The 23,476-nt window shown below is 62.9% G+C and carries 23 protein-coding genes; 19 read left to right on the top strand and 4 right to left on the bottom strand.

What is annotated here, in order from left to right; genetic code table 11:
• Positions 1–23: 23 nt before the first annotated feature.
• From SAZ10_RS30145 to SAZ10_RS30130, 4 genes are all read left to right on the top strand, one after another.
• On the top strand, positions 24–1,307 hold the full coding sequence (locus SAZ10_RS30145) for an AAA family ATPase (protein ID WP_318613159.1): 1,284 nt from the start codon (positions 24–26) through the stop codon (positions 1,305–1,307).
• A gap of 26 nt (positions 1,308–1,333) precedes the next feature.
• A complete protein-coding gene (locus SAZ10_RS30140) occupies positions 1,334–2,851 on the top strand; it encodes a CpaF family protein (RefSeq protein WP_318613158.1) in 1,518 nt (505 codons plus the stop codon).
• Between the two features lie 142 nt (positions 2,852–2,993).
• Complete coding sequence (locus SAZ10_RS30135; RefSeq protein ID WP_318613157.1) at positions 2,994–4,007, top strand: type II secretion system F family protein; 1,014 nt, start codon at positions 2,994–2,996, stop codon at positions 4,005–4,007.
• Positions 4,008–4,017: 10 nt separating this feature from the next.
• Entirely contained in the window at positions 4,018–5,031 is a 1,014-nt protein-coding gene (locus SAZ10_RS30130) for a type II secretion system F family protein (protein WP_318613156.1), read from the top strand.
• On the opposite strand, the gene SAZ10_RS30125 is transcribed toward SAZ10_RS30130, so the two are convergent.
• From SAZ10_RS30125 to SAZ10_RS30115, 3 genes are all read right to left on the bottom strand, one after another.
• A complete protein-coding gene (locus SAZ10_RS30125; protein ID WP_318613155.1) occupies positions 5,020–5,253 on the bottom strand; it encodes a GMC oxidoreductase in 234 nt (77 codons plus the stop codon). The genes SAZ10_RS30130 and SAZ10_RS30125 overlap by 12 nt on opposite strands.
• Before the next feature lie 67 nt (positions 5,254–5,320).
• Entirely contained in the window at positions 5,321–6,886 is a 1,566-nt protein-coding gene (locus SAZ10_RS30120; protein ID WP_318613154.1) for a GMC family oxidoreductase, read from the bottom strand.
• A gap of 160 nt (positions 6,887–7,046) precedes the next feature.
• Positions 7,047–7,718, bottom strand: coding sequence for a GntR family transcriptional regulator (locus tag SAZ10_RS30115; protein ID WP_318613153.1), 672 nt, complete (start codon positions 7,716–7,718; stop codon positions 7,047–7,049).
• A gap of 190 nt (positions 7,719–7,908) precedes the next feature.
• Here SAZ10_RS30115 and SAZ10_RS30110 point away from each other — a divergent pair, with 190 nt between their 5' ends.
• From SAZ10_RS30110 to SAZ10_RS30065, 10 genes are all read left to right on the top strand, one after another.
• Positions 7,909–8,736 (top strand): alpha/beta hydrolase, encoded by an 828-nt coding sequence (locus tag SAZ10_RS30110; RefSeq protein ID WP_318613152.1) that lies wholly within the window; start codon positions 7,909–7,911, stop codon positions 8,734–8,736.
• A gap of 43 nt (positions 8,737–8,779) precedes the next feature.
• A complete protein-coding gene (locus SAZ10_RS30105; RefSeq protein ID WP_318613151.1) occupies positions 8,780–9,919 on the top strand; it encodes an NAD(P)/FAD-dependent oxidoreductase in 1,140 nt (379 codons plus the stop codon).
• Positions 9,920–9,985: 66 nt separating this feature from the next.
• On the top strand, positions 9,986–10,576 hold the full coding sequence (locus tag SAZ10_RS30100; protein ID WP_318613149.1) for an amino acid synthesis family protein: 591 nt from the start codon (positions 9,986–9,988) through the stop codon (positions 10,574–10,576).
• A gap of 24 nt (positions 10,577–10,600) precedes the next feature.
• A complete protein-coding gene (locus SAZ10_RS30095) occupies positions 10,601–11,059 on the top strand; it encodes a YbhB/YbcL family Raf kinase inhibitor-like protein (protein WP_318613148.1) in 459 nt (152 codons plus the stop codon).
• Positions 11,060–11,129: 70 nt separating this feature from the next.
• Positions 11,130–11,852, top strand: a complete 723-nt coding sequence (locus tag SAZ10_RS30090) for a class II aldolase/adducin family protein (RefSeq protein ID WP_318613146.1) — start codon at positions 11,130–11,132, stop codon at positions 11,850–11,852.
• A gap of 111 nt (positions 11,853–11,963) precedes the next feature.
• Positions 11,964–13,598: a choline dehydrogenase gene (locus SAZ10_RS30085; protein ID WP_318613144.1), complete on the top strand. Its 1,635-nt coding sequence runs from the start codon at positions 11,964–11,966 to the stop codon at positions 13,596–13,598.
• Positions 13,598–14,527 carry a 5-formyl-3-hydroxy-2-methylpyridine 4-carboxylate 5-dehydrogenase gene (gene fhmpcd1, locus SAZ10_RS30080; RefSeq protein ID WP_318613142.1) on the top strand — a complete coding sequence of 310 codons (930 nt, stop codon included), beginning with the start codon at positions 13,598–13,600 and terminating at the stop codon, positions 14,525–14,527. The genes SAZ10_RS30085 and fhmpcd1 overlap by 1 nt, the downstream gene beginning before the upstream one ends.
• A 130-nt stretch (positions 14,528–14,657) precedes the next feature.
• Positions 14,658–15,491, top strand: coding sequence for an ABC transporter ATP-binding protein (locus SAZ10_RS30075; RefSeq protein WP_318613141.1), 834 nt, complete (start codon positions 14,658–14,660; stop codon positions 15,489–15,491).
• Complete coding sequence (locus SAZ10_RS30070) at positions 15,488–16,303, top strand: ABC transporter permease (RefSeq protein ID WP_318613140.1); 816 nt, start codon at positions 15,488–15,490, stop codon at positions 16,301–16,303. The genes SAZ10_RS30075 and SAZ10_RS30070 overlap by 4 nt, the downstream gene beginning before the upstream one ends.
• 37 nt (positions 16,304–16,340) lie before the next feature.
• A complete protein-coding gene (locus SAZ10_RS30065; protein WP_318613139.1) occupies positions 16,341–17,351 on the top strand; it encodes an ABC transporter substrate-binding protein in 1,011 nt (336 codons plus the stop codon).
• A gap of 37 nt (positions 17,352–17,388) precedes the next feature.
• Here SAZ10_RS30065 and SAZ10_RS30060 read toward each other — a convergent pair whose 3' ends face one another.
• Positions 17,389–17,814 carry a hypothetical protein gene (locus tag SAZ10_RS30060; RefSeq protein ID WP_318613138.1) on the bottom strand — a complete coding sequence of 142 codons (426 nt, stop codon included), beginning with the start codon at positions 17,812–17,814 and terminating at the stop codon, positions 17,389–17,391.
• A gap of 138 nt (positions 17,815–17,952) precedes the next feature.
• Here SAZ10_RS30060 and SAZ10_RS30055 point away from each other — a divergent pair, with 138 nt between their 5' ends.
• The 5 genes from SAZ10_RS30055 to pldA all read left to right on the top strand — a co-directional run bounded on the left by SAZ10_RS30055 (position 17,953) and on the right by pldA (position 23,474).
• On the top strand, positions 17,953–18,942 hold the full coding sequence (locus tag SAZ10_RS30055; protein ID WP_318613137.1) for a putative B6 ABC transporter substrate-binding protein: 990 nt from the start codon (positions 17,953–17,955) through the stop codon (positions 18,940–18,942).
• Positions 18,943–19,020: 78 nt separating this feature from the next.
• Entirely contained in the window at positions 19,021–20,589 is a 1,569-nt protein-coding gene (locus SAZ10_RS30050; RefSeq protein WP_318613136.1) for a putative B6 ABC transporter ATP-binding protein, read from the top strand.
• On the top strand, positions 20,586–21,683 hold the full coding sequence (locus SAZ10_RS30045; protein WP_318613134.1) for a putative B6 ABC transporter permease subunit 2: 1,098 nt from the start codon (positions 20,586–20,588) through the stop codon (positions 21,681–21,683). The genes SAZ10_RS30050 and SAZ10_RS30045 overlap by 4 nt, the downstream gene beginning before the upstream one ends.
• Before the next feature lie 3 nt (positions 21,684–21,686).
• Entirely contained in the window at positions 21,687–22,622 is a 936-nt protein-coding gene (locus SAZ10_RS30040; protein ID WP_318613133.1) for a putative B6 ABC transporter permease subunit 1, read from the top strand.
• 45 nt (positions 22,623–22,667) lie between these two features.
• Complete coding sequence (gene pldA / locus SAZ10_RS30035; RefSeq protein WP_318613132.1) at positions 22,668–23,474, top strand: 4-pyridoxolactonase; 807 nt, start codon at positions 22,668–22,670, stop codon at positions 23,472–23,474.
• Positions 23,475–23,476: the final 2 nt, after the last annotated feature.

The raw sequence follows: 23,476 nt of genomic DNA, 5'->3' as shown, positions 1-23,476 counted from the left end.
CGTGTCGGCAATGGGGCGCGACCATGAATAACCTGGCCTACGAGACTGCACACCACGATGGCGACCCCAACGTTCAGGGCGACATCGCAGCGATGCGGTCGCTGCGGCCGGTGCCGCGTATTTCCATTCAGGCCTTCTGCGAGACCGAAGGGGTGGCCGGCCCGATCGAACGTGCCGCCGACGACCGCCGCATGGCCAGGACCCACCTGAAGGTCCACATGGGCGGCATCGCGACGGCGATCGAGTTCTACCAGTCGGCGCCGACTCCGAATCTCATCATTGTCGAATCGCGGCGCGAGCCGCGGGAGATGATTGAACAACTCCGTCAGCTTGCCGAGCATTGCGACCCGAGCACGAAAGTCATCGTGATTGGCCACTACAATGATGTCTGGCTCTACCGCGAGCTGATCCGCTCCGGCATCTCCGAATATGTCGTGGCGCCGATCTCCATGGCCGACGTCGTCAGCGTCGTTGCCTCGATCTTCGGCGATCCGGAAGCCGACCCGATCGGCACGTCGATCGCCTTCATCGGCGCCAAAGGCGGCGTCGGCTCCTCGACAATCGCCCATAATGTCGGCTGGGCGATGTCGACGCTGTTCAAGTCCGAGGTCGTCGTCGCCGACCTCGACCTGCCCTTCGGCACGGCCAACATCAACTTCGACCAGGATCCGGCGCAAGGGATAGCCGAAGCCGTGTTCGCGCCCGAGCGCATAGACGAGGTCTATCTCGATCGGCTGCTGGCGCAATGCGCCGAGCACCTGTCGCTGCTTGCCGCCCCCTCGTCACTCGACCGCGTCTACGATTTCGACCCGGATGCGTTCCAGCAGATCATCGACACCGCTCAGCGCAGCGCGCCGCTCCTGGTGCTCGATCTGCCTCATGCCTGGAACGGGTGGACCAAGAATACGCTGATGCAGGCGGACGAGGTGGTGATCACCGCGACGCCGGAGCTTGCCAATCTGCGCAACACGAAGAACCTCGTCGATACGCTGAAGAAGCTGCGGCCGAACGATGCGCCGCCCCGGCTGATCGTCAACCAGACCGGCATTCCGAAGCGCCCGGAAATCTCGGCCGCCGATTTTGCCCAGCCGCTCGGGCTCGAGCCAACGGCCGTGATCCCCTTCGAGCCGCAGCTCTTCGGCAACGCCGCCAATAACGGCCGCATGCTGGGCGAAATGGACGCGCAGAATGCGATCGTCGAGACGATCAACGAGATCGCGCATGTGCTGACCGGCCGCTCCGAGATCAAGGTGAAGAAAAAGGCCGGCCTTGCGAGCCTGCTCGACAGGCTGAAGCTGAAGATATGATTTCTGGTCCGCGGTAGTAGCAAGCGATGTTTGGCAGGAGAGGCAGCGACGACGGAGCACGCCAGGCGACGGAATTCCGTCCGCCTGCACCAGCCCCTGGCGTTCAGCTTGGCAGGCCGGCCTCAGGTCTGGCCGAGCATTCGCGCGCGGCTGAGCCGTTGCCGCCCGGTGCAACGAATTCCACGCCTGCCACGGCTCGCAAGCCCGTCGCCACGCCGCCGCTTGGGGCCGAACCGGTGCGCCGGCCGCAGCGGGAGCGCAGCGAAAGCTACTATGACACCAAATCGCAGGTCTTCTCGGCGCTGATCGACACCATCGATCTTTCGCAGCTTGCCAAGCTCGAGCCCGACAATGCACGCGAGGAAATCCGTGACATCGTCAACGACATCATCGCGATCAAGAATTTTGCGATGTCGATCGCCGAGCAGGAGGAGCTGCTCGAAGATATCTGCAACGACGTGCTGGGCTATGGTCCGCTCGAGCCGCTTTTGGCGCGTGATGAGATCGCCGACATCATGGTCAACGGCGCCAGGCAAGTCTACATCGAGGTGAACGGCAAGGTCGAGCAGACCAATATCCGTTTTCGCGACAACCAGCAGCTCCTGAACATCTGCCAGCGCATCGTCAGCCAGGTCGGCCGGCGCGTCGACGAATCCTCGCCGATCTGCGATGCGCGATTGCCCGACGGCTCGCGCGTCAACGTGATTGCGCCACCGCTCTCGATCGACGGGCCGGCCCTGACGATCCGCAAGTTCAAGAAGGACAAGCTTACGCTCGACCAGCTCGTGAAGTTCGGCTCGATCTCGCCGGAGGCCGCTGAGGTGCTGAAGATCATCGGCCGGGTGCGCTGCAACGTCATCATTTCCGGCGGCACGGGCTCCGGCAAGACGACGCTGCTGAACTGCCTCACCAACTTCGTCGATCGCGAGGAGCGCGTGATCACCTGCGAGGACTCGGCCGAGCTGCAACTTCAGCAGCCGCATGTCGTGCGCCTTGAGACACGTCCGCCCAATCTGGAAGGCGAGGGCGAGGTCACCATGCGCGATCTCGTCAAGAACTGCCTGCGCATGCGGCCCGAGCGCATCATCGTCGGCGAGGTGCGCGGCCCCGAGGTGTTCGACCTTCTGCAAGCGATGAACACCGGCCACGACGGATCGATGGGCACCATCCACGCCAACTCGCCGCGCGAGTGCCTGAACCGTATCGAATCGATGATCGCCATGGGCGGCTACTCGCTGCCTCAGAAAACCGTGCGCGAGATCATCGTCGGCTCGGTCGACGTCATCGTCCAGGCGGCCCGCCTGCGCGACGGTTCACGCCGCATTACCCACATCACCGAGGTTCTCGGCATGGAAGGCGATGTCGTCATCACCCAGGACCTCGTGCTCTACAACATCAAGGGCGAGGACCAGAACGGCAAGCTGATCGGCAAGCACGTCTCCACCGGCGTCGCGCGCCCGGCCTTCTGGGACCGTGCCCGTTACTATGGCGAGGAGCAGCGGCTCGCCGCCGCACTCGAGGCAATGGAGAAGCAGTCCGGTTAGAGCAGAATGGATTCGAGCGGAGTCGTTGGTCGTGCTCCAGCTCTTTGTTTGTGCAGCATGATCTTATCCGGAAAGTCGGCGAGCCTTTGCTTCGCTGACCTTCGGTTCTTGAAAGTGCTCGGGTGGTCGGGAGTTTCGTGCGGTGTTCGGGATAGACGGCATGGTTCTGGCGTTCGTCGCGCTCGCTGGCTGTAGCGCGGGCGCGGTCGCCTACGCTTTTCTGTTCAACAGGATCGAGACCGAACGGAACGTTGAAAAGCGGCTGGAGATCGTCAAGAAGGCCGAGACGGACCGTTCGGTCGTCAAGGCCTCGCGCGATCGCCTTGCCGAGGCGACCAAGCGCAGGAAATCGGTGCAGGATTCGCTGAAGGAGCTCGAGCAGAAACAGAAGGCCAAGGACCTCAATCTCAAGAAGCCGCCGCTTCGCATCCAGATCAGGCAGGCGGGACTGCAGATCGACCTGCAGCGCTTTTACATCTATTCGGCGGTGTGCGGTCTCGTGCTGACCTTCCTCGCCTTCTTCCTCGGCGCCCCGATGATCGTGCTGCCGGGCGTCCTTCTGGTCGGAGCGATCGGCCTGCCGCGCTGGTACATCGCGTTCCGCCGCGCCCGCCGCGTCAAGGCTTTCCTGGACGAGTTCCCCAATGCGCTCGACGTGATCGTGCGCGCCGTCAAGTCCGGCCTGCCGTTGAACGACGGCGTACGCCTTATAGCCAATGAGGCACAGGAGCCGGTGAGGACCGAGTTCCGGCGCATCGTGGAGGCGCAGCAGCTCGGGCTCTCCATTCCCGAAGCGGCGTTGCGCATGAGCGAGACCATGCCTTGTACGGAGGCGAACTTCTTCGGCATCGTCATCCAGATCCAGAGCCAAGCGGGCGGCAACCTGTCGGAGGCGCTCGGCAATCTGTCGCGCGTTCTGCGCGATCGCAAGAAGATGAAGGCCAAGGTTCAGGCGCTCTCGATGGAGGCGAAGGCTTCGGCCGCCATCATCGGCGCGCTGCCTTTCATCGTCGCCGGGCTCGTTTACCTGTCGAGCCCCACCTACATCATGCCGCTTTTCACGACGAGCACCGGGCATCTCATCCTCGGCTGCTCAGCTCTTTGGATGTCCATCGGCATCTTCGTGATGAAGAGAATGATCAGTTTCGAGGTGTAGCGGGCGCTCCATGACCGGACATATCGTCAAATCGCTCACCGACCCGTCCTTCTTGATCGCGCTTCTGGTCAGCGTCGCGGTGTTCGTGACAGTCTTCACGCTGTTGCCCGCGCTCGGCGGCGACCAGCTCAAGAAGCGCATGAAATCCGTCGCTCTCGAACGCGATGAGCTCCGCGCCAAGCAGCGCGCGAGGCTCGCCGCCCAAACGGACCGCCGCCGCAAAGGCTTGCGCGAGGAACAGTCGCTGGGCATGAAGAACATCGTCGAGCGGCTCGACCTCAAGCGCGCGCTCGTCGACGAAAGCACGCTCAACAAGCTGAGGCTGGCAGGCTTCCGCGGCCAGAATCCTCTGACGGTCTTCCTGTTCTTCCGCCTCGTGCTTCCCTTTGCCGGCTTCGCGCTGGCAGCGGCCTATGTGTTCATCCTCGGCGGACTGGCCGAACGGCCAAACTTCGTGAAGCTGTTCGTTTGCATCCTCGTTGCCTACGCCGGCTTCTACGCGCCCGTGCTCTACGTCTCCAACCGGGCAACGAAGCGCAAGCAGTCGATTCAGAAGGCTTGGCCCGACGCGCTCGATCTCATGCTGATCTGCGTGGAATCCGGCATGTCGGTTGAGACCGCCTTCCGCCGGGTTGCGGATGAGATTGGCGCCCAATCGGTCGAGCTTGCCGAGGAATTCGTCCTGACAAATGCCGAGCTGTCGTTTCTGCAGGAGCGCAGGCAGGCTTACGAGAACCTCGCCACCCGCACGGGGCTGGAATCGGTGAAGGCGGTGACGCAGGCTCTCATCCAGGCAGAGCGCTACGGCACGCCCGTGGGAATGGCGCTGCGCGTGCTCGCCAACGAAAGCCGCGACATGCGCATGAACGAGGCCGAGAAGAAGGCCGCGGCGCTACCGCCGAAGCTGACCGTACCGATGATCCTGTTCTTCCTGCCGGTGCTGTTCTGCGTGATCCTCGGCCCTGCCGGCATTCAGGTCAGCGAACGCGGCGTGTTTGGCGACAAGCACAATTCAAGCGAATAGCCGGCTAACTACGAAAGTAGCTGAAAGAGCGGCTTCGGCCGCGCTATCCAGAGGTGAAAACCTGGCGGTCATAACGACGGCGGCATGTGTGTTGCCGCGCACGACGCGCGGCATCATCGAGGCATCCGCCACTCGCAATCCAACGATACCGTTGAGGCGCAGGCGAACGTCGACCACGGCGCCGGCATCTGCGCCCACAGGGCGAGGCGGGATCGTGCTCACGGCGAGGCTCGGCTTCTGTGTCCTCTGCTCAGCCTCCCAACGTTGCTCCGCACACCAGAAAGCCAGATCAGCGCGGCCTTGCTGCGTTCATGGTCCGGGCGAAGGTTTCGGCGATCGCGAGAACGGCAGCGTGAATCGGTCCTGCGGTGAGACTGGGCATGATCGAAGCGTCAACGACAAAAAGATTATCGAGCGCCTTGAGCTTCAGATTCGCATCGACGGCGCCGCCGTTGTCCTTGCCCATCCTGCAGGTACCGCAGGGATGATGATGTGTGATGACTGACTGCGCTATGAAGTTGTCGATCTCCGCGCCACGGTTCAGAGCGGCTGGCAGAAGTTCGCGCTCCCGCCAATCGGCAAGTTCGTCCCGATGACCGATCTCTCGTGCCGCCTCCAGAGCCTGTCGAAACAGTTTTCGATCCCGGCCGGTTTGCAGGTATGCGGGGTCGATGATCAATTGATCATCGAGCTCCGGCCCACTTATACGCACGCTGCCGCGGCTCGTCGGATGAGTGATCCCGAACAGCAACGAATATGCCGTGCCGGCGGCAGGCGCCTGAAAGCGTTCGGACACGATCGGCGCCACGCCGCAGCCAACGACAATTTCGGGCTGCCCGGTACCGGTGAACCCGGCAGCTCGCATATAGGCCATCGACTCGGAATGCTGGAGGCGCGATGGCGGAACCGGCTTGCGGGCCGCATAAAGGTTACCGGCACCAAGCAGATGGTCCTGAAGGTTTCGACCAATTTCCGGCATATCGATCAAACAGCCAACGTCGGCGGTCTTGAGTATATCGTGCGGACCAATGCCTGAGCGCATCAGCAAAGCCGGACTTTCCAGCGCGCCGGCGCAGAGTACCACTTGATCCGCAAAGACTTCCAAAGGGCCGCCGTGTCGCCCCACAACTTCGAGACTGCGCACCTGATTGCCGTCCAGGGTAAGCCGTCGCACCTGGGATCCCGTCAGGACGGTTAGATTTCCGCGGCTTCGAACAGCCGGCGTGAGCCAGGCGTCGGCCACCGTAATCCGCTGCCCGTCTCGAATGTTTAGAGAGTTCGGGGTGACGCCGATCATCTGTCCGCTGTTGTGGCCCTCAAGACGCGGCAAGCCCAGAGCGGCGCCGGCTTCGATGAACGCGCGCGCCACCGGACTCACCTCATCCGACGGCAAATAGACGGGCATCGGCCCGCCCTTGCCGTAAAGGCCGTTGCCCCCGAGCGGATGATCTTCAATAGCCTGAAATGAGAGTAGCAATTCATCCCAGCTCCATCGGCGATCGCCAGTCTCGTCGACCCACGCCTGGAAGTCAGAGGGATGGCCGCGCATGTAGCCCATTGCATGCAGGCAACTTGACCCGCCGATCAACCGCCCCCGCGCCCAGCTATGTACCCGGCCCGCGGTCCCCTTTTGCGGCTCCGTGCGATAGTTCCAATCGTAGCTGCGGCCCTGAAGCGCGGGCCAGCGGGCTGGAACCCTGATATCGGGATCGCCCGCCTCCTCGCCCGCTTCGATCAGCAGGACACGGCGGGCCGGCTCCTGGCTCAGCCGCGCCGCGAGCAACGAGCCTGCCGAGCCACCGCCGACGATGACGACATCGGCACTCGGGTTGTGCCCACCAATCGCCTTGGTCATCTCCACTCCATGTTTCCGTATTAACATGCAAGCTTAGGCCGTTGCCTGCCCGGCGGTGCCGCAGCCAACCCAGCGCGCTAATCTCGGCCGGGCGGACGCGCGATCCGAAACACAGGGAAGGATTTCGAGACTTAAGCCGGACGCCGCCGCCTCCGAGACCTTAACTCTCGCTATTCATGGACATCTTTGCCGCCGCTTTGGCCTTCAAAAGGTGCCGTTTCGAGGCCTTGCGGGCGGCTTTCTCGTCGCCGGCGGCAATGGATTCGAATATCTCCCGCATCTCCGCTAGGCTGCTTTGTGCTCTGCCCTCCAAAGACATCGATCGTCCTCGAAAAAAGCTGATCCTAGCCACCAGACCGCGATGGACTTCCTCAAGGATGGGGTTGCCGCAATTCGCGAGTATTATTGAATAGAAGTCGGCTGCGGTCATGACCTGGGCCAAGCTGTCATTACTTGAGGCGGCTTCTTCGAATGCGGCAAGCGATTTCTCAAGTTCATGCAACTGTTCCGTGGGGATTCTTGTAGCGCATCGTCCGGCCGCCTCCACTTCCAACAGCTCTCGAACCTCGTAGATGGCGGTTGCTTCGCTCCACGAAAGCGCCGGTATCGACGGCCCGCGATTGGGAACGATCTCGATCAGGCGTTCGGCCTCAAGGCTGCGCAATGCCTCCCTTAGCGAGGGGCGGCTTACGCCGAGCTGTGCGCACAACTGGCTTTCAATAAGCCGGCTTCCCGGCTGAAACAGGCCCGAAAGGATAGCGAGCCGCAACTTGTCGACAGTCTCCTGCTGCACTGTTCGTGGCGAAATCCGCAAATTCAGTTCGGGCGGCATCGGTTACGTCTCACGGGCTCAGGGTCAGAATCTGACGCATCATATGCGAGGCCGGGTGCATTGGACAGCGGGAATGGCCAGATTGTCAATTCTTAAGATTGCAAGAATGTCAGACAATCTGGGTTGACGCCCCAGTGCTTGTATGATCCTTTTATGCGAGAAAGCAGGGGCGCCGGGGATCATAAACGTCGTGGCAGACATACTTTCCAGGCAGATTGGTTCGCGACGTGTAGATATCGATCGCATCATCTTGAATGTGCGAGAGAGCGGTACCGGCCCGTTGATGCTGTTTTTTCACGGCATAACCTCCAACTCCGCGGTCTTCGCGCCGTTGATGACTCAGCTCTCGGATCGCTTCACGACTGTGGCTGTCGATCAGAGAGGGCATGGCCTCAGTGACAAGCCTGAAAGCGACTATGCGGCGAATGACTACGCGGACGACATCGCTAGCCTGATACGCACGCTCGGCCGGGGTCCTGCCATCCTCGTCGGACATTCGCTCGGCGCGAGAAACTCAGTCACGGCCGCCGTGAGATATCCAGACCTGGTGCGCTCGGTCGTCGCGATTGACTTCACGCCATACATCGAGACCGAGGCATTGGATGCGCTGGAAGCCCGGGTGAATGCGGGAAGCAAGCTTTTCAAGGATCTCGATGCCGTCGAAGCATATCTTGCCGGCCGCTATCCAAACATTCCCGCCGGCGCCATCAAGATCAGGGCCGAAAGCGGCTATCTGCAGGTCGAGGGAGGCTTCCGCCCCTTGGCATCGCCTGCGGCCATGGCGCAGACCGCCAAGGGTCTGCGGGCAGACCTGACGCAGGCCTATCGGGACGTGACCAGACCCGTTCTCATCGTCCGCGGTGAACAAAGCAAGCTGGTCTCGGCGGCAGCGCTGGCAAAGACGAGCCGGCTGCGGCCCGACCTGCCCGTGGTCGTCGTCCCGGACGCCGACCACTACGTCAACGAGGTCTCGCCCGAGATCACGCTGAGAGCCATCACCAATTTCATCGACGCCTGACGGTCGAACAAGCGTCTTCTTGCATGCAGGATCAGGACAGAAAATGGCCAATGTAAACAACACTCCGGGCAAGACGCGGCGTGCCGAGGTCGCCGGTGGCGGCTTTGCCGGCCTGACGGCCGCGATCGCTCTGCGGCAGAACGGTTGGGATGTCGGGCTGCACGAAAAGAGCTCCGAACTCAGGGCCTTCGGCGCAGGCATCTATCTCTGGCACAACGGCCTTCGCGTCCTCGAAGGATTGGGCGCGCTGGACGAGGTTCTCCAGGGCTCGCATACACCTCCGACCTATGAGACCTGGATGCACAACAAGTCCGTCTCCAAGGAGACGTTCAAGGGCTTGCCCTGGCGCATCATGACCCGGAGCCATCTGCATGATGCGCTGGTCAACCGCGCCCGCGCGGTCGGTGTCGACATCCGCGTCAATTCCGAGGCGGTCGCCGCCGATCCGGAAGGTCGCCTCACCCTGCAGACCGGAGAGGTCCTCGAAGCCGACCTGATCGTCGGCGCCGACGGCGTCGGCTCCAAGGTGAGGGACTCTATTGGCTTCAAACAGGATCGATGGATCTCGAAGGACGGCCTCATCCGGTTGATCGTCCCGCGCCAGAAGAAGGAGCTCGGCCATGGCGAGTGGGACAACACCATCGACATGTGGAACTTCTGGCCGCGTGTCCAGCGCATCCTCTATTCGCCCTGCAACGAGAACGAACTCTATCTCGGCCTGATGGCTCCAGCCGCCGATCCGCGTGGATCGGCAGTGCCGATCGATCTCGAAGTCTGGGTCGAGATGTTCCCCTTCTTGGAGCCGTGCTTGGTCGAGGCGGCGAAGCTGAAGACCGCCCGATACGACAAATACGAGACGACCAAGCTGGATAGCTGGACGAGAGGCAAGGTCGCCCTTGTCGGCGATGCCGCGCACGCGATGTGCCCGGCTCTTGCCCAGGGCGCCGGCTGCGCGATGGTCAATGCCTTCAGTCTGTCGCAGGACCTCGAGACCGGCTCTTCCATCGAAGACGCACTCGTCGATTGGGAGAAGCGCATTCGCCCGATCACCGATCGCTGCCAGGCACTGTCCGGCGACTATGCGGCCAACCGTTCGCTCTCGAAGGGGAACATGTTCACACCCGCAGCCCTGGAAGCAGCGCGCTTCGACCCGCTGCGCCGCGTCTTCTCATGGCCGCAATAATTCCGACCCGGCCGGTCTACAGATCAATTGGTGCGGCAGAAGCTGTGCTCTCCTCGGGAGATTAAGATGGACCATTCATTGGAAGTTGAAAAAAACTACGACGTTCGGGGCTGGTATTCGACTGTCCATGAGATCCGGCATGACGGCGGGGAACCCGGCGATACGCTCATCAAAGTCGCGGTAGGGGTTGTCATCCGCAATCCTTTTGCCGGCAAGTTTGTTGCCGATCTGTCCGATATCGTGAATCCCAGCCCCGCCATCGGCCATGCGCTCGGCGAACGGGCGGCGGCGCTGCTCGGCAACCGGCCGGTCAACAGCTACGGCAAGGGCGGCATTGCCGGAACGGCCGGCGAACAGGAGCATGTCGTCGCCTGCATCACCACGCTGTTCGGCGATCCGCTGCGGCAGCAGGTGGGAGGCGGCAAGGCCTGGATCTCGTCGGTTAGCAAGGTCGCCGCTGCCGGTACAGCGATCGATATTCCGCTCGCCCACAAGGACGAGCTCTACATCCGTTCCCATTACGACGCCGTCACCTTCTCTGTGCCGGATGGCCCGCGCCCGGATGAGCTTCTGATCTGCGTCGCCGTTGCATCGGGTCCGCGCGTGCATCAGCGCGTCGGGGGCAAAACCGTCGCCGACCTCGAGGCCGCCGTCTAGTTCGATCGAAAAAGGACCAATTCCATGCCCCTGAACATCAAGGACCTCAAGATCACCTCCGCGGATTTCCAGCCGCTCGGGAAACTGCGCGACGAGCATGCCGGCGACAAAGGCAACGTGTTGCCCAGGCTGACCGTCAGCGGCGTCCCGGCAGGCGCGAAAGAGCTCGCGGTCATCTGTCATGACCCCGACGCGCCCTTGGCCAACGGTTTCACGCATTGGGTCGTCTACGGCATCGATCCGTCGACCACCGATCTTTCAGACGCGCAGCAGAAGTTCCGCGTCGGACCCAATGGCGCGGGCGACAAGCAATACTACGGCCCCCAGCCTCCCGCCGGCCATGGCGAGCATCACTACTACTTCTGGGTCTATGCGCTGGACACGAAGGTCGAAGGGACACCCACCAGGGAAGAGTTCCTGCAGAAATATGCCGGAAACATCATCGAACAGAATCGGATCGTCGGCATCTACGAAAACAAGTGAAACCCGCGGTGCCGGCGGCCGATAACAACAATAAAAATGGTCGTCATCGCCGCGCAATGGGAGAATTGGAATGAAAGACAAAAGCCCAGCGCACCCCAAGGTCTTCGAAGAGCTGGTCACAGCGACGAAGATACTTCTGAACGAAGGCATCCTGGACACGTTCGGGCACATCAGCGCCCGTGACCCCGAGGATCCCCAAAGCTTCTTCCTCGCCCAGAAGCTTGCGCCAAGCCTGATAACGGCCGACGATATCCTGCGTTTCAATCTCGATGGCGAGACCTCGGACAACCGGCCGTCCTACCTGGAACGTTACATCCACAGCGAGATCTACAAGGCACGGCCGGACGTCAACTGCGTGCTCCACAGCCACTCTCCAGCCGTCCTGCCCTATTGCTTTACCGACCAGCCGTTGCGGCCCGTGACCCATATGGGCGCGTTTCTTGGCGAGTCGGTTCCCGTCTATGAAATACGCGACAAGCAGGGTGATGCTACGGACCTCTTCGGGGGCAGCCCGAGCGTCTGCCGGGATATAGCCGAAAGCCTCGGCGACCAGACCGTAGTCCTCATGGCGCGGCACGGTGTCGTCAATGTCGGCAGTTCTGTCCGGCAGGTGGTGTTCCGGGCTTTCTATCTTGAACAGGAAGCGGCAGCGCAGACCGCCGGCCTGCAGATCGGCAAGATCAAGTATCTGTCGCCGGGCGAAATCAAGGCCGCGGGAAACCTCGTCGGGGCCCAGATCGACCGGGGATGGGATCACTGGTCGCAGCGCCTCAGGGAAGCGGGCCTGGCCTAGCGCCAGCGGGTCTTTGAACACCCCTGGCAGGGCCTGATCCCTGCCAGGGTATCCCAGCCCCGATCTCGAAAATTCTCCGAGGCCAGAGCGTCAGGCGAAAGCAGTAGAACCATGCCGCACGCACAAAGCTACGACTACATCATCGTTGGGGCCGGATCGGCCGGTTGCGTGCTCGCCAACCGGCTGAGCGCCGACCCGCAATGTTCCGTGCTGCTCATCGAGGCCGGCGGCTGGGATCGCGACCCCATGATCCATATCCCGCTTGGATGGGGCAAGATCCTGACCGAGCGCCGCCATGACTGGATGTATTTCTGCGAGCCGGAAGACAACGTTGGCGGCCGCCGCGTCGAATGCGCGCGCGGCAAGGTCATCGGCGGATCATCGTCGACCAACGCCATGGCCTATGTGCGGGGAAACCGCGGCGACTACGACCGCTGGGCCGCCAGTGGGCTCAGCGACTGGTCGTATGAGAAGGTCCTACCCTATTTCCGCAAGCAGGAAAGCTGGGAAGGCGGCGAGAACCGCTTCCGTGGCGGAAGCGGCCCGCTCAACACGCAGTTCTGCCGCTACAAGGACACGCTGATCGATGCCTTTGCGCAGGCCAGCTTGCAGGCGGGCTATGCGCAGACGAACGACTACAATGGCGAACAGCAGGAAGGTTTCGGCCGCCTCCAGATGACGATCGCCAAAGGCCGGCGCAGCTCGGCTGCGTCCGCCTATCTGCGGCCGGCCTTGAAGCGCCCCAATCTGACCGTGCTGACCGAAGCGATGGCGACGAAGATCGTACTGGAAGGCACGCGCGCCAAAGGGGTGACGATAAAGCATCGCGGCGCCGAACGGACGGTCATCGCCTGCAGGGAAGTCCTGCTCTCGGGCGGCGTGATCAACACCCCGCAGCTCCTGATGCTTTCCGGCATCGGGGCTCCCGACGAGCTTGCGGCGCACGGCGTCCAGACGCGGGTCGATTTACCTTCGGTCGGCAAGAACCTGCAGGATCACGTCTCGGTCATCCTCATGTACCGGCGCCGGACCCCGGGCCCGTTTCTGCACAATATGCGCGCGGACCGGATCGGGCTGGATTTCCTCAAGACTTATCTCACGGGAAGCGGTTTTTCGGGGGATGTGCCGGGCGGGGTCGTAGCATTCCTGAAAAGCGCTCCGGAGCGGCCGCTGCCGGATGTGCAGCTGCTGTTCACTGCGGCTCCACTCGCCGCATGGCCATATCTTCAGCCGTTCAAGGCGCCCTTTACGGACGGGTTCGCGACACGGATCGTGGCGACGCAGCCCGAGAGCCGGGGAGCGGTGAAACTGGCCTCGGCCGATCCCGCCGCGGCACCGCTTATCCACCAGAATTTCCTCGCCTCGCCGAAGGACTGGCAATCGCTGCGGGCCGGTTTCCGGGTGGCAAGGAACCTGGCCGCTCAGCCCTCCATGCAGCCCTTCATCCAAGCCGAATTCTTTCCCGGTCCGAAGTGCCAGAGCGACGACGAGATCGACGAGCATATCCGCAAGACCTCCATCACCGTGCATCATCCGGCTGGAACCTGCCGGATGGGCGCCGATGCGGCCTCGGTCGTCGATCCGGAACTGCGCATCCGCGGCGTCGACGGCCTGCGCGTGGTGGACGCTTCGGTTATGCCCGACCTGGTCTGCGGAAACATCAATGCGGCGGTGATCATGATCGCCGAGAAGGCCGCCGACCTCATCGCGGCATCGAAAGCAACAATAGAAAGCAGGGCAGCGTGATGATCCAACGTATCGCCATCATCGGTCTGGGCACGATGGGTCCGGGCATGGCCGCCAGGCTCGCCAGGGGCGGCTTGCATGTGACCGCCTACGATGTCGCCCCGGCGGCGCTCGAGCGCGCGCGCGCCACGCTGGGCACGGCAGAGGGCGTTCTCGATGCCCTCGGCATCGCGGCACCGTCCGCCGGTGCCGGAACCGTTCGCTTCACCGACGATATCGGCGAGGCGGTGTCGGGCGCCGACCTGGTCGTCGAGAACGTTCCCGAAAACATCTCGATCAAGGCCGAGGTCTATCGCAGCATCGACGGCCTGATCGCATCGGACACGATCGTGGCATCTGATACGTCGGGCATTCCGATCACTCAGTTGCAGGCGCATATCTCGCATCCCGAACGGATGGTGGGCATGCACTGGTCGAACCCGCCGCACATCATCCCGATGATCGAGGTGATCGGCGGCGAGAAGACGGCGCCGCAGACCGTGACGAGCATCCGCGACCTCATCCGCTCGATCGGCCTGTTGCCGGTGGTGGTGAAGAAGGATGTTCCCGGCTTTGTCGAGAACCGCGTGCTCTATGCGCTGCTGCGCGAGGCGGTCGATCTCGTCGAACGCGGCGTCATCGAGCCGGAAGATCTCGACACCTGCGTGTCCTGGGGCATCGGCTACAAGATCGCCGTCGTCGGTCCGATGGCGCTGCTCGATATGGCGGGGCTGGATATCTACAAATCCGTCTCGTCCTTCCTCAACGCCGATCTTTCCAATCGTGACGATGTCGCGCCGATGGTGCTGGAGAGGACGAACGCCTCGAAGTTCGGCATCAAGTCGGGCGAAGGCATGTTCTCCTATACGCCCGAGCAGACCAAGGCGCTGCAGGCCGACCGTGCGCGCAAGCTCGTTGCGGTGCGGCGCATCCTGGAAGGCCGGGAGTAGCTGATGGCGCATCGTGCTGACAGGGCGGGCTGGGTTGGAGAGCTGGTAACGGCGGTCGTTTGTGCCGGGCACACCTTTGGGCACCGGCGGGCACGGCTACCTCTGACGGCAGTTCATGGAGCGGCAAGCCATGCGCATTGAACCCGTTCGAGCGGCCGGCGGCCGGCCGGCCCATATCCGTCACGACGACGACCTGATCCTGGCCAAGGGCGTTTCGGTGACCCTGGACCGGCAACTGGTTCTGCAGAATATCGATCTGTCGATACCGAAAGGATCGTTCGTCTCCCTCATTGGCCCTTCCGGCTGCGGCAAGAGCACCTTGCTCAAGGTGCTGGCCGGGCTCGTGAATCCGACAAGCGGCAGCGTTTCGATCGCCGGGCTTTCGCCGGTCGAGGCCGCGCGCAAGCGCATGATCGGCCTCGTCTTCCAGGACGCCAACCTGCTGCCCTGGAAGAATGCCGTCGACAACGCGTCGATGCTGCTCAGCATTGCCGACAAGTCGCTCTCGCGCGCGGATCTGCGGGCGCGGGGGCAGGAAATGCTGGAACTGGTGGGATTGGGCGACAGCGCCCACAAGCTCCCCCATGAATTGTCCGGCGGCATGCGCCAACGCGTCGCCATCGCGCGGGCGCTCGCGCTCGATCCGGCGGTGCTGCTGATGGACGAGCCGTTCGGCGCGCTCGACGCCATCACCCGCGACTCGATGGGCCAGTCGCTGCTCGAGATCTGGCAGCGCACCGGCAAGACCATCGTCCTTGTCACCCACTCCATCGATGAGGCCATACACCTGTCGCGGCATGTCCATGTCCTGGGCATCAAGCCGGGGCGGATCACCGAGAGCCTCGACATCGGCCTGCCCTACCCGCGCGACCTGTCGGTAACGGAAGATCCGGAATTCGTCAGGCTGGTCGTCCAGCTTCGCACGATGCTGCGCGCCAGCCATCAACCGGGAGACGCGTCATGAGCGATCAACCCCTCGCCAATCTCTCCGAGTCGCGGCTTGCCTCGAGTTGGGGCGCGGCGACCAGCAGTTGGCTGCCCGCGGTCATCCTCCTGCTGGCCACGATCGTGGTGTGGGAAGCCGTGGTGCGGATTTTCGCCATATCGGCTTTCATCATCCCTGCTCCATCCCAGATCGCGCAATCGCTTGTCGCGCAATGGGGGACCCTCATGCAGGCCACGCTGGTGACGGCCGGCGAGATCCTGTTCGGCTTCCTCGTCTCTGTCGTGGTCGGCGTCGTCATCGCGCTGGTCATCGTGCGCTTCGACTGGCTGGGACGCGCGCTCTATCCTCTGGTGGTCCTGTTCCAGAACGTGCCCAAGGTGGCGCTGGCGCCGATCTTCATCCTTTGGTTCGGCTACGGGCTCGCGCCCAAGATCGGTCTGATCCTGGTCATCGCCTTCTTTCCGGTGACATTGTCGATGCTGGCGGGAATGCAGGCGGTCGACCGCTCGCTGCTATCGCTCATGAATTCGGTCGGCGCCAGCCCGACGCAGATCCTGTTCAGGATCCGCGTTCCGCATTCGCTACCGAACCTGATGGCCGGGACCAAGATAGCCGCCACGCTGAGCGTGATCGGCGCCATCGTCGGCGAATTCGCCGGCGCTTCGGACGGATTGGGCTACGTCATTCAGTTCGCCTCGACCCAGCTAGACACCGCGCTTGTATTCGCGGCGCTGCTCCTCGTTTCGGTGCTGGGCATCGCCTTCTACTACGCAGCCGAGATTCTCGAACGCATCGTCGTGCCATGGGCACCGAAATTCAGCCACGCCTAGGTTCCCTGGGTCAGCCAACGTCAGGAAGGATCAATCAATGCTGAGACGCTCATTCATCAAGGTGGCCACGCTTGCGGCGTTTGCCGGCACGCTTGGCTTCTCCGGCGGGGCGCTGGCGGCGGACAAGGTCAACATCCAGCTCGACTGGGTGGTGCGTGGCAACCACGCCATGTTCTTCGTTGGTAAGGAAAAAGGCTTCTTCGCCAAGAACGACATCGATGTCGCGGAGATCCGCAAGGGCTCGGGCTCACCCGATGCTATGCGCCTGGTCGGCAATGAGAACGCGGATTTCGGCTTCGGCGATCTGCCCACGCTCGCCGTTGCCCGGTCGCAGAATGTACCGGTCGTCGCGGTCGCCGCAGTCAATCAGCACTCGCCGCTGGCCATCATCTCGCTGGCCAAGACTGTGAAGCTCACCAAGCCGGCCGACCTCAAGGGCCTCACCATCGGCATTCATCCGGCCGGTTCGACCTACATCTTCTTCAAGGGTTTCCTGGCGGCCAATGGCCTGACCGAGAAGGACATGACGCTGAACAGCGTCTCACCCCCCTATGAGAGCTATCTGCTTCTGGGGCGGGTGCAGACGGTTGTCGGCTATGTCGACGCCGAGGTTCCCGAACTGGAGGCCAAGGCGGGCGGTCCCGGCTCGCTCAGCATCATGATGGGCGCGGACCATGGCTGGAAGGCCTACGGCTCCGGCCTGTTCACCTCGGAGAAGATGATCAAGGACAAGCCGGATGTCGTCGCCCGCTTCGTCAAAGCCTACCGGGAAGCCTTCGACTATGTCGTCGCCCATCCGGAAGAGGCGGCCGAGATCACGGCCAAGGCGGCTCCGGGCTATGCGGACAAGAAGGACGTTCTGCTGGCGCAGATCAACGCCGATATCGGCTCGACCTTCACCAGCTCCGACACCAAGGAGCACGGTCTCGGCTGGATGACGAAGACGCAGTGGGAGGAAACGCTGAAGACGCTCGCCGATCAGGGCGTGCTCAAAACGGCCCTGCCGGCGGACGACGTCTTCACCGACAAGTTCCTGGCGAAGGAATAGGGCGCGCCATGCCGCGGGCTGACGGACCGATGGGCGCCTACCGGCACGCGAGCTTGTCATGCTCCACGCCGCAGGACACGGCGCGCGCTCCCTTGGCCGCGTCGGCGCGGTCGAGGGTGATCTGCACGCGGGTCGCGTATGAATGGCCCGAAAGGCCGCACCATAGCCGCTCGATCGGCAGGTTCTCTCGCTTGTCGTTGAGAATAGTGAAGGTGCCGGTCTTGGGGTCGAACCACAATTCGACGCGGGCGCTCTTGCCCGGCTCCACCGCCGCGATCCCGGCCGAATACCAGTGGGCGAAGTCGGCGTTGCAGGAGACGCCTTCCTTGCCCGCATTCGAAATCGTCAGCGGCACCATGTCGAGCCCATCAGTGCCCTTCCGGACAATCACATGGTGCAACTCAACCGCATTGGCGAGGGACGTGAACGCCACAACCACCGGGAGGGCATAACGGATTTTCACTTTGCCTGAACTCCATGCTTATTTTGATCAGGCAGTCTATCCCGCTTTTGCGCAATAACAACAAGAATATTACTTGGAAGTTCAACCAGTGAGGGTGACATGTTAAAGCTTCTGAAGAGCAGTGTAAGTACAGTTATCTTGAGCGGCGTCTTGCTCGGCAGCGCGCTTGCTGGCGAAGTCAAGTCGATCGCCATCCTGACGCCAGAGGAAGGCACAGACTACGGCTGGAACCAGCAAGGTATCGACGCCGCCAAGGCGGCCAGCAAGGCCGCCGGCGTCGAAGTGGTCGTGGCCCAGGGCCTCGGCTATGGCGACGTTCGCCCCACCCTGCGGGAACTCGCCTCCGACGGCGCCAGCCTGCTGATCGCGCATGCCAGCGGCTATAACACCTCGGCGCCTGAAATCGCCAAGGAGCTGAAGGTTCCGGTGGCGATCGTCGATACGCCGAACGGCCTGGAGAAGGGTCTCGTCGCCGACTACACGCTGAGCGGTCACCAGGGCGCCTATCTTGCCGGCCATCTTGCCGCCAAGATGTCGCGCTCGAAGTCGGTGGGCATCGTCGTGTCGGGCGAACCTCCGTCATGGAACTCGCAGTCGGCGGCATTCGCTCAGGGCGTGAAGGCTGAGAACCCGGACGTCAAGATCACCTACGCGGTGATCGGCCCGGCCGCTTATAGCGATGCGGCCGGCGGCAAGCGCGTCACCGAAAGCGTGATCGCCTCAGGCGCCGACATCATCTTCGGCCAGGGCAACGGTTCCAGTTTCGGCATGCTGCAGGCGGTCGAAACGACCAAGGCCGCGGATGGCGGCAAGGTCTATTTCATCGACGTCATCGGCGATAAGTCGCCGATCGATAAGGGCTTCCTGCTGTCGTCGGTGGTGTGGAACATCGAGCCGGTCTACGCGGCGATGATCGCCGACCTGAAGGCCGATACCTTCGGCACCAAGCACTATGCGATCGGTCTCAAGGACGATTCGGTGAAGCTGCTGAAGACTGCCGCCATTCCGGACAAGGTCTGGTCCGAAATCCAGGCAGTGCGCGAAGACATCATTTCCGGCAAGATCAAGGTCGATCCGGTCTATGACGCGGCCGCCGTCAGGGCGCTGATGACGAGTGTCGCCCAGTAAGGCGACCCAAAGTCGACTGAAGGAAGGGCGATCTGTTCGCCCTTCCGGACGATATCTGTGTTCCAGTGCTGGGCTGTCATGAGCAATCTTTCTTCATCGCCCGCCGACAGGCGCGACATCGTCGCGCTTGAAGGCGTGACCAAACGCTTTCCCGGCATCGTCGCCAACGACAGCATCGACCTGTCGATCCGCCCTGGCGAGGTGCATGTGCTGCTCGGCGAAAACGGCGCGGGAAAATCCACTTTGATCGGCATGCTGTCAGGCCTGCAGCAGCCGGATGAGGGACGTATACTGGTCGACGGCAAGCCGACGCAGATCACATCGCCCGGTCATGCGCTGGCGCTCGGCATCGGGACCGTGTTCCAGCATATGATGCTGGTGCCTACCCTGACGGTAGCCGAGAACCTGCTCCTGGGCGGGCCTTGGTGGCAGCGGCCCAAGACCGAGGAACTCGAGGCCCGCGTCGCCAGCATCACCAGCAGCCTCGGCATCACGGTGAAGCTGCATGCCAAGGTTTCGGAACTTTCGCTCGGCGAGCAGCAGCAGGTCGAGATCCTGCGCGCCATGGTGCGCAACAGCCGCTTGCTGATCCTTGACGAGTCCACGTCGATGCTGACGCCGAAGGGCATCGAGGAGCTTGGCGCGCTGATGCGCCGCCTCGTCGAGCAGGGACTGGCGATCGTTTTCATCACCCACAAGCTCAAGGAAGCCGCGGCCTTCGGAGACCGCATCTCGGTGCTCAAGCTCGGCCGCAAGGTGGGTGAAATTCCACCAGAACGGTTTCGCGGGCTCGGCGAGCAGGAGATCATCTCGGAGATCGTGGAACTGATGTTCGGTCGGCAGAAGGGCGATCCCGAAGCGGTCGAACGTCCCATCCGCGCGGTCCATGCCGAAGCAGCGCCGCTGCTCAGGGTTGTCGACCTGGCGGTGGCGCCGACCGACAACGCGCCTGGCCTGTCGTCGATCTCGTTCGACATTCGTCCGGGCGAGATACTCGGCATTGCGGGCATTGACGGCAACGGCCAGAAGCAGCTGGCCGAGGCCTTGGCGGGCCAACGCACGGCAACCCGCGGCTCGGTGCGGCTGGAAGACACCGCGATCGAAGCCTTGAGCGTCGGCGAACGCCGCCAACGCGGCCTTCGCTACCTGACCGACGACCGGCTCGGCGAAGGCACGGTCGGCACGTTCCCCGTTTCCATCAACTTCTTCCTCAAGCAGGTCGGCGCCGCGCCCTTCTGGCGCGGCGGCGTCGAGCAGCGCGCCGAAATCGACAGGCGCGCAAGCGAGCTCGTGCGCGAATACGATGTGCGCACGCCAAGCCTGAAGACGCCCGTCGCGCGTCTTTCGGGAGGCAACATCCAGAAGGTGCTTCTGGCGCGCGAGCTGGCCGAAGGCGCCAGGGTGGTGATCTTCAACAAGCCGACCTATGGGCTCGACCTCGCCAACACGCTTGCCTCACGCCAGCGCATCCGCGACACGGCGGCGCGCGGGCTGGCCGTGCTGCTGATCTCCACCGACCTCGAGGAGTTGCTCAGCATGTGCCACCGCATTGCCGTCATCGCCAACGGATCGCTTGTCGGAACCGTCGCGAATGCAGACGACGCCCGCACCAAGGTCGGTCGCCTGATGATCGGACTTGCCGCATGAGCATCGATACCGCACCCACCGTCAGCGCAACCTCTCTCGACGCCACGAGCAGCGCCGCGACGCGACGTGACATACTGCGCCGGCTGCTGATGACCCTTGGCCCGATCCTCGTCGCCCTCGTCATCGCCGGCTGCATCCTGCTTGCGGTTGGCGTCGACCCGCTCGCCTATTACGGCTACGTGCTGGAGAAAGGGCTGTTCTCGCCGCTCGGCATACAGCAGACGCTGACGCGCATGGCGCCGCTGCTGTTCCTCGCGGCAGGGCTGATCGTGGCCTTCCGCGCAGGCATGTGGAATCTGGGCGGCGATGGCCAGTTCCTGCTTGGGGCGGTGACAGCCGCCGCCAGCGCGCCCGTGCTGGTGCAGATCATGCCCGCCTCGCTGGCGCTGGTCTGCTCGTTCCTGATCGCGATGGCGGTGGCCATGATCTGGTCGCTGGTGCCGGCGCTGCTGCGCGCCTATCAGGGCGTCAACGAGATCATCACCACCTTGATGATGACGTTCCTCGGCACTTCGCTCGCCAATGTGCTGGTCAAGCTGGTGTTCCGCGATCCCGGCACGACCGTGCCGCAGACCCGCACCTTGCCCGTGGAAGACAGGTTGCCGCGGCTGTTCGACACGACCATCACCAGCGGCCTGCTGCTCGGCCTGGCCGCGATCATCATCGTTCATCTGGTGATGACGCGCACGGCGTTCGGGCTGAAGCTGAGGATTGTCGGCGCCAATCCGCGCGCGGCGGTCCATGCCGGGCTGGGTGTGCCCGGCCTGACCATAGCCGTCTTCGCCATTTCGGCAGGCCTCGCGGGCCTTGCCGGAGCCGTCGACATCATCGGCGTGCAGGGCAATGTCCGCGCCGACTGGAACCCCGCCTATGGGCTGGCGGTCATTCCCGCGGTGTTCCTTGCCCGCCTGAACGGCTTTGCCGCGATAGGCTTCGTGTTCCTGCTTTCAGTACTGTCGATCGGCGGGGAAAGCGCTGCGCGCAGACTTGGCGTGCCCAATCATTTCACGCTGGTGCTGGTCTCCATCGTGCTGATCGTGCTCGCTCTGGCCGAATATGTCGACCACCGCTACAACCAGTCGAGAAAGGCCTGAGACATGACCGGGCTCTTCAGCGAGGTTTTTCTTAGCGCGCTGCTGTTCGGTGCGGTCACCGCGGCCATCCCGCTGCTGCTTGCCGGGCTCGGCGAGCAGATGTCGGAAAAGGCTGGCGTGCTCAACATCGGCATCGAAGGCATGATGCTGGCCGGCGCCTATCTCGGTTTCGTCGGCTCCTTTTATTCGGGGTCGCTTTGGCTCGGCTTCCTCACCGGCGCCGCGGGCGGCATGGCGGTGGCGCTGATCATGGCGCTGCTTTGCGTGCGCATCGGGCTGAACCAGATCGTCATCGGCATCGCGCTGACGCTCGGGCTGGAAGGCCTGACGGCGCTGCTCCATCATTTCCAGTTTTCGCGCAGCTATCCCCGCCTGCCGGCGGCGGACGCGACCATCATTCCGTTGCTATCGGACATTCCCGTCATCGGGCCGGCCTTCTTCAAGCATCACCTGATCGTCTATCTGGCGGTCGCACTGGTTTTCGCCATGAGCTATCTCTACCGGCGCACGCAGCTCGGCCTCAACCTGCAGGCCGCCGGCGACAAGCCGGCCGCGCTTGATGTCGCGGGTATCGACGTCATCAGGACACGCACCATCGCGGTGCTGTCGACCGGCGCGCTGGCCGGGCTAGGCGGCGCCTACCTCGCCAATGTCGGAGCGGGCCTTTTCATTCCCTTCATCACCAACGGCGCCGGCTTCCTCGGCATCGTGCTGGCCATGCTGGCGCGGGGACAGCCAATCTGGGTGCTATTTGGTGCCCTTCTGTTCGGCGTGTGCCTGTCGCTGACTACGGCCATGCAGGTGGCGGGCATCAACATTCCGACCGACATCATCCAGATGCTGCCGTTCCTGGCGGTGATGATCATGCTGGTGCTGTTCGGGAGGCGCGCCAGCCTGCCCGCCGCACTCGGCATTCCATACGAGCGCGGCGCGCGCTGAAAACCGGACGCGCGGACGGGAGCCGCGCAAAAATAGGAGGCAACAGTGTCGGATACCAAGGTCTACCTGCTCGACGGCGGCTCGCTCGTTCTCGACGGCTATCATGTGTTCTGGAATCGCGGCCCCGGTGGAGAAGTGCGCTTTCCCGTCTATTCGATCCTGATCGAGCATGCCGAGGGCCGGTTCCTCATCGACACCGGCTACGACTACGACCACGTCATGAAGGTGTTGCCCTTCGAGAAGCCGATCCAGGCGAAGCATCAGACCATTCCCGGCGCGCTTGGCCTCCTCGGGCTCGAACCGAAGGACATCGACGTCGTCGTCAACTCGCACTTCCATTTCGACCATTGCGGCGGCAATAAGTATTTTCCGCACGCCAAGAAGATCTGCCACCGCTCCGAGGTGCCGCAGGCCTGCAATCCGCAGCCTTTCGAACATCTCGGCTATTCGGACCTCAGCTTCTCGGCTGAGGCAGCGGAAGCCCGTGGCGCCACCGCACAGCTACTGGAGGGCACGACGCGGGCGAATTCGACCTTCGAGGGCATCGAGGACGATGTCGATTTGGCCAAGGGTGTGAAGCTGATCTCGACGCCTGGCCACTCGATCGGCCATTACAGCCTGCTGGTCGAGTTTCCCAAGCGCAAGCCGATCATGTTCACCATTGACGCCGCCTACACGCAGAAGAGCCTGGAAACGCTCTGCCAGGCGGCCTTCCATATCGACCCGGTCGCGGGCGTCAATTCGATGCGCAAGGTGAAGAAGCTGGCCGAGGATCACGGCGCCGAGCTGATGTACTCGCACGACATGGAAAACTTCAAGACCTACAAGACCGGCACCCAGTTTTACGGCTGAAC

It is taken from the genome of Mesorhizobium sp. BAC0120 (genome assembly GCF_033542235.1).
GTDB lineage: Bacteria > Pseudomonadota > Alphaproteobacteria > Rhizobiales > Rhizobiaceae > JAWRCU01.
Note: the sequence above shows the minus strand (reverse complement) of the source record. Positions and strands in the feature narration are given on the sequence as shown.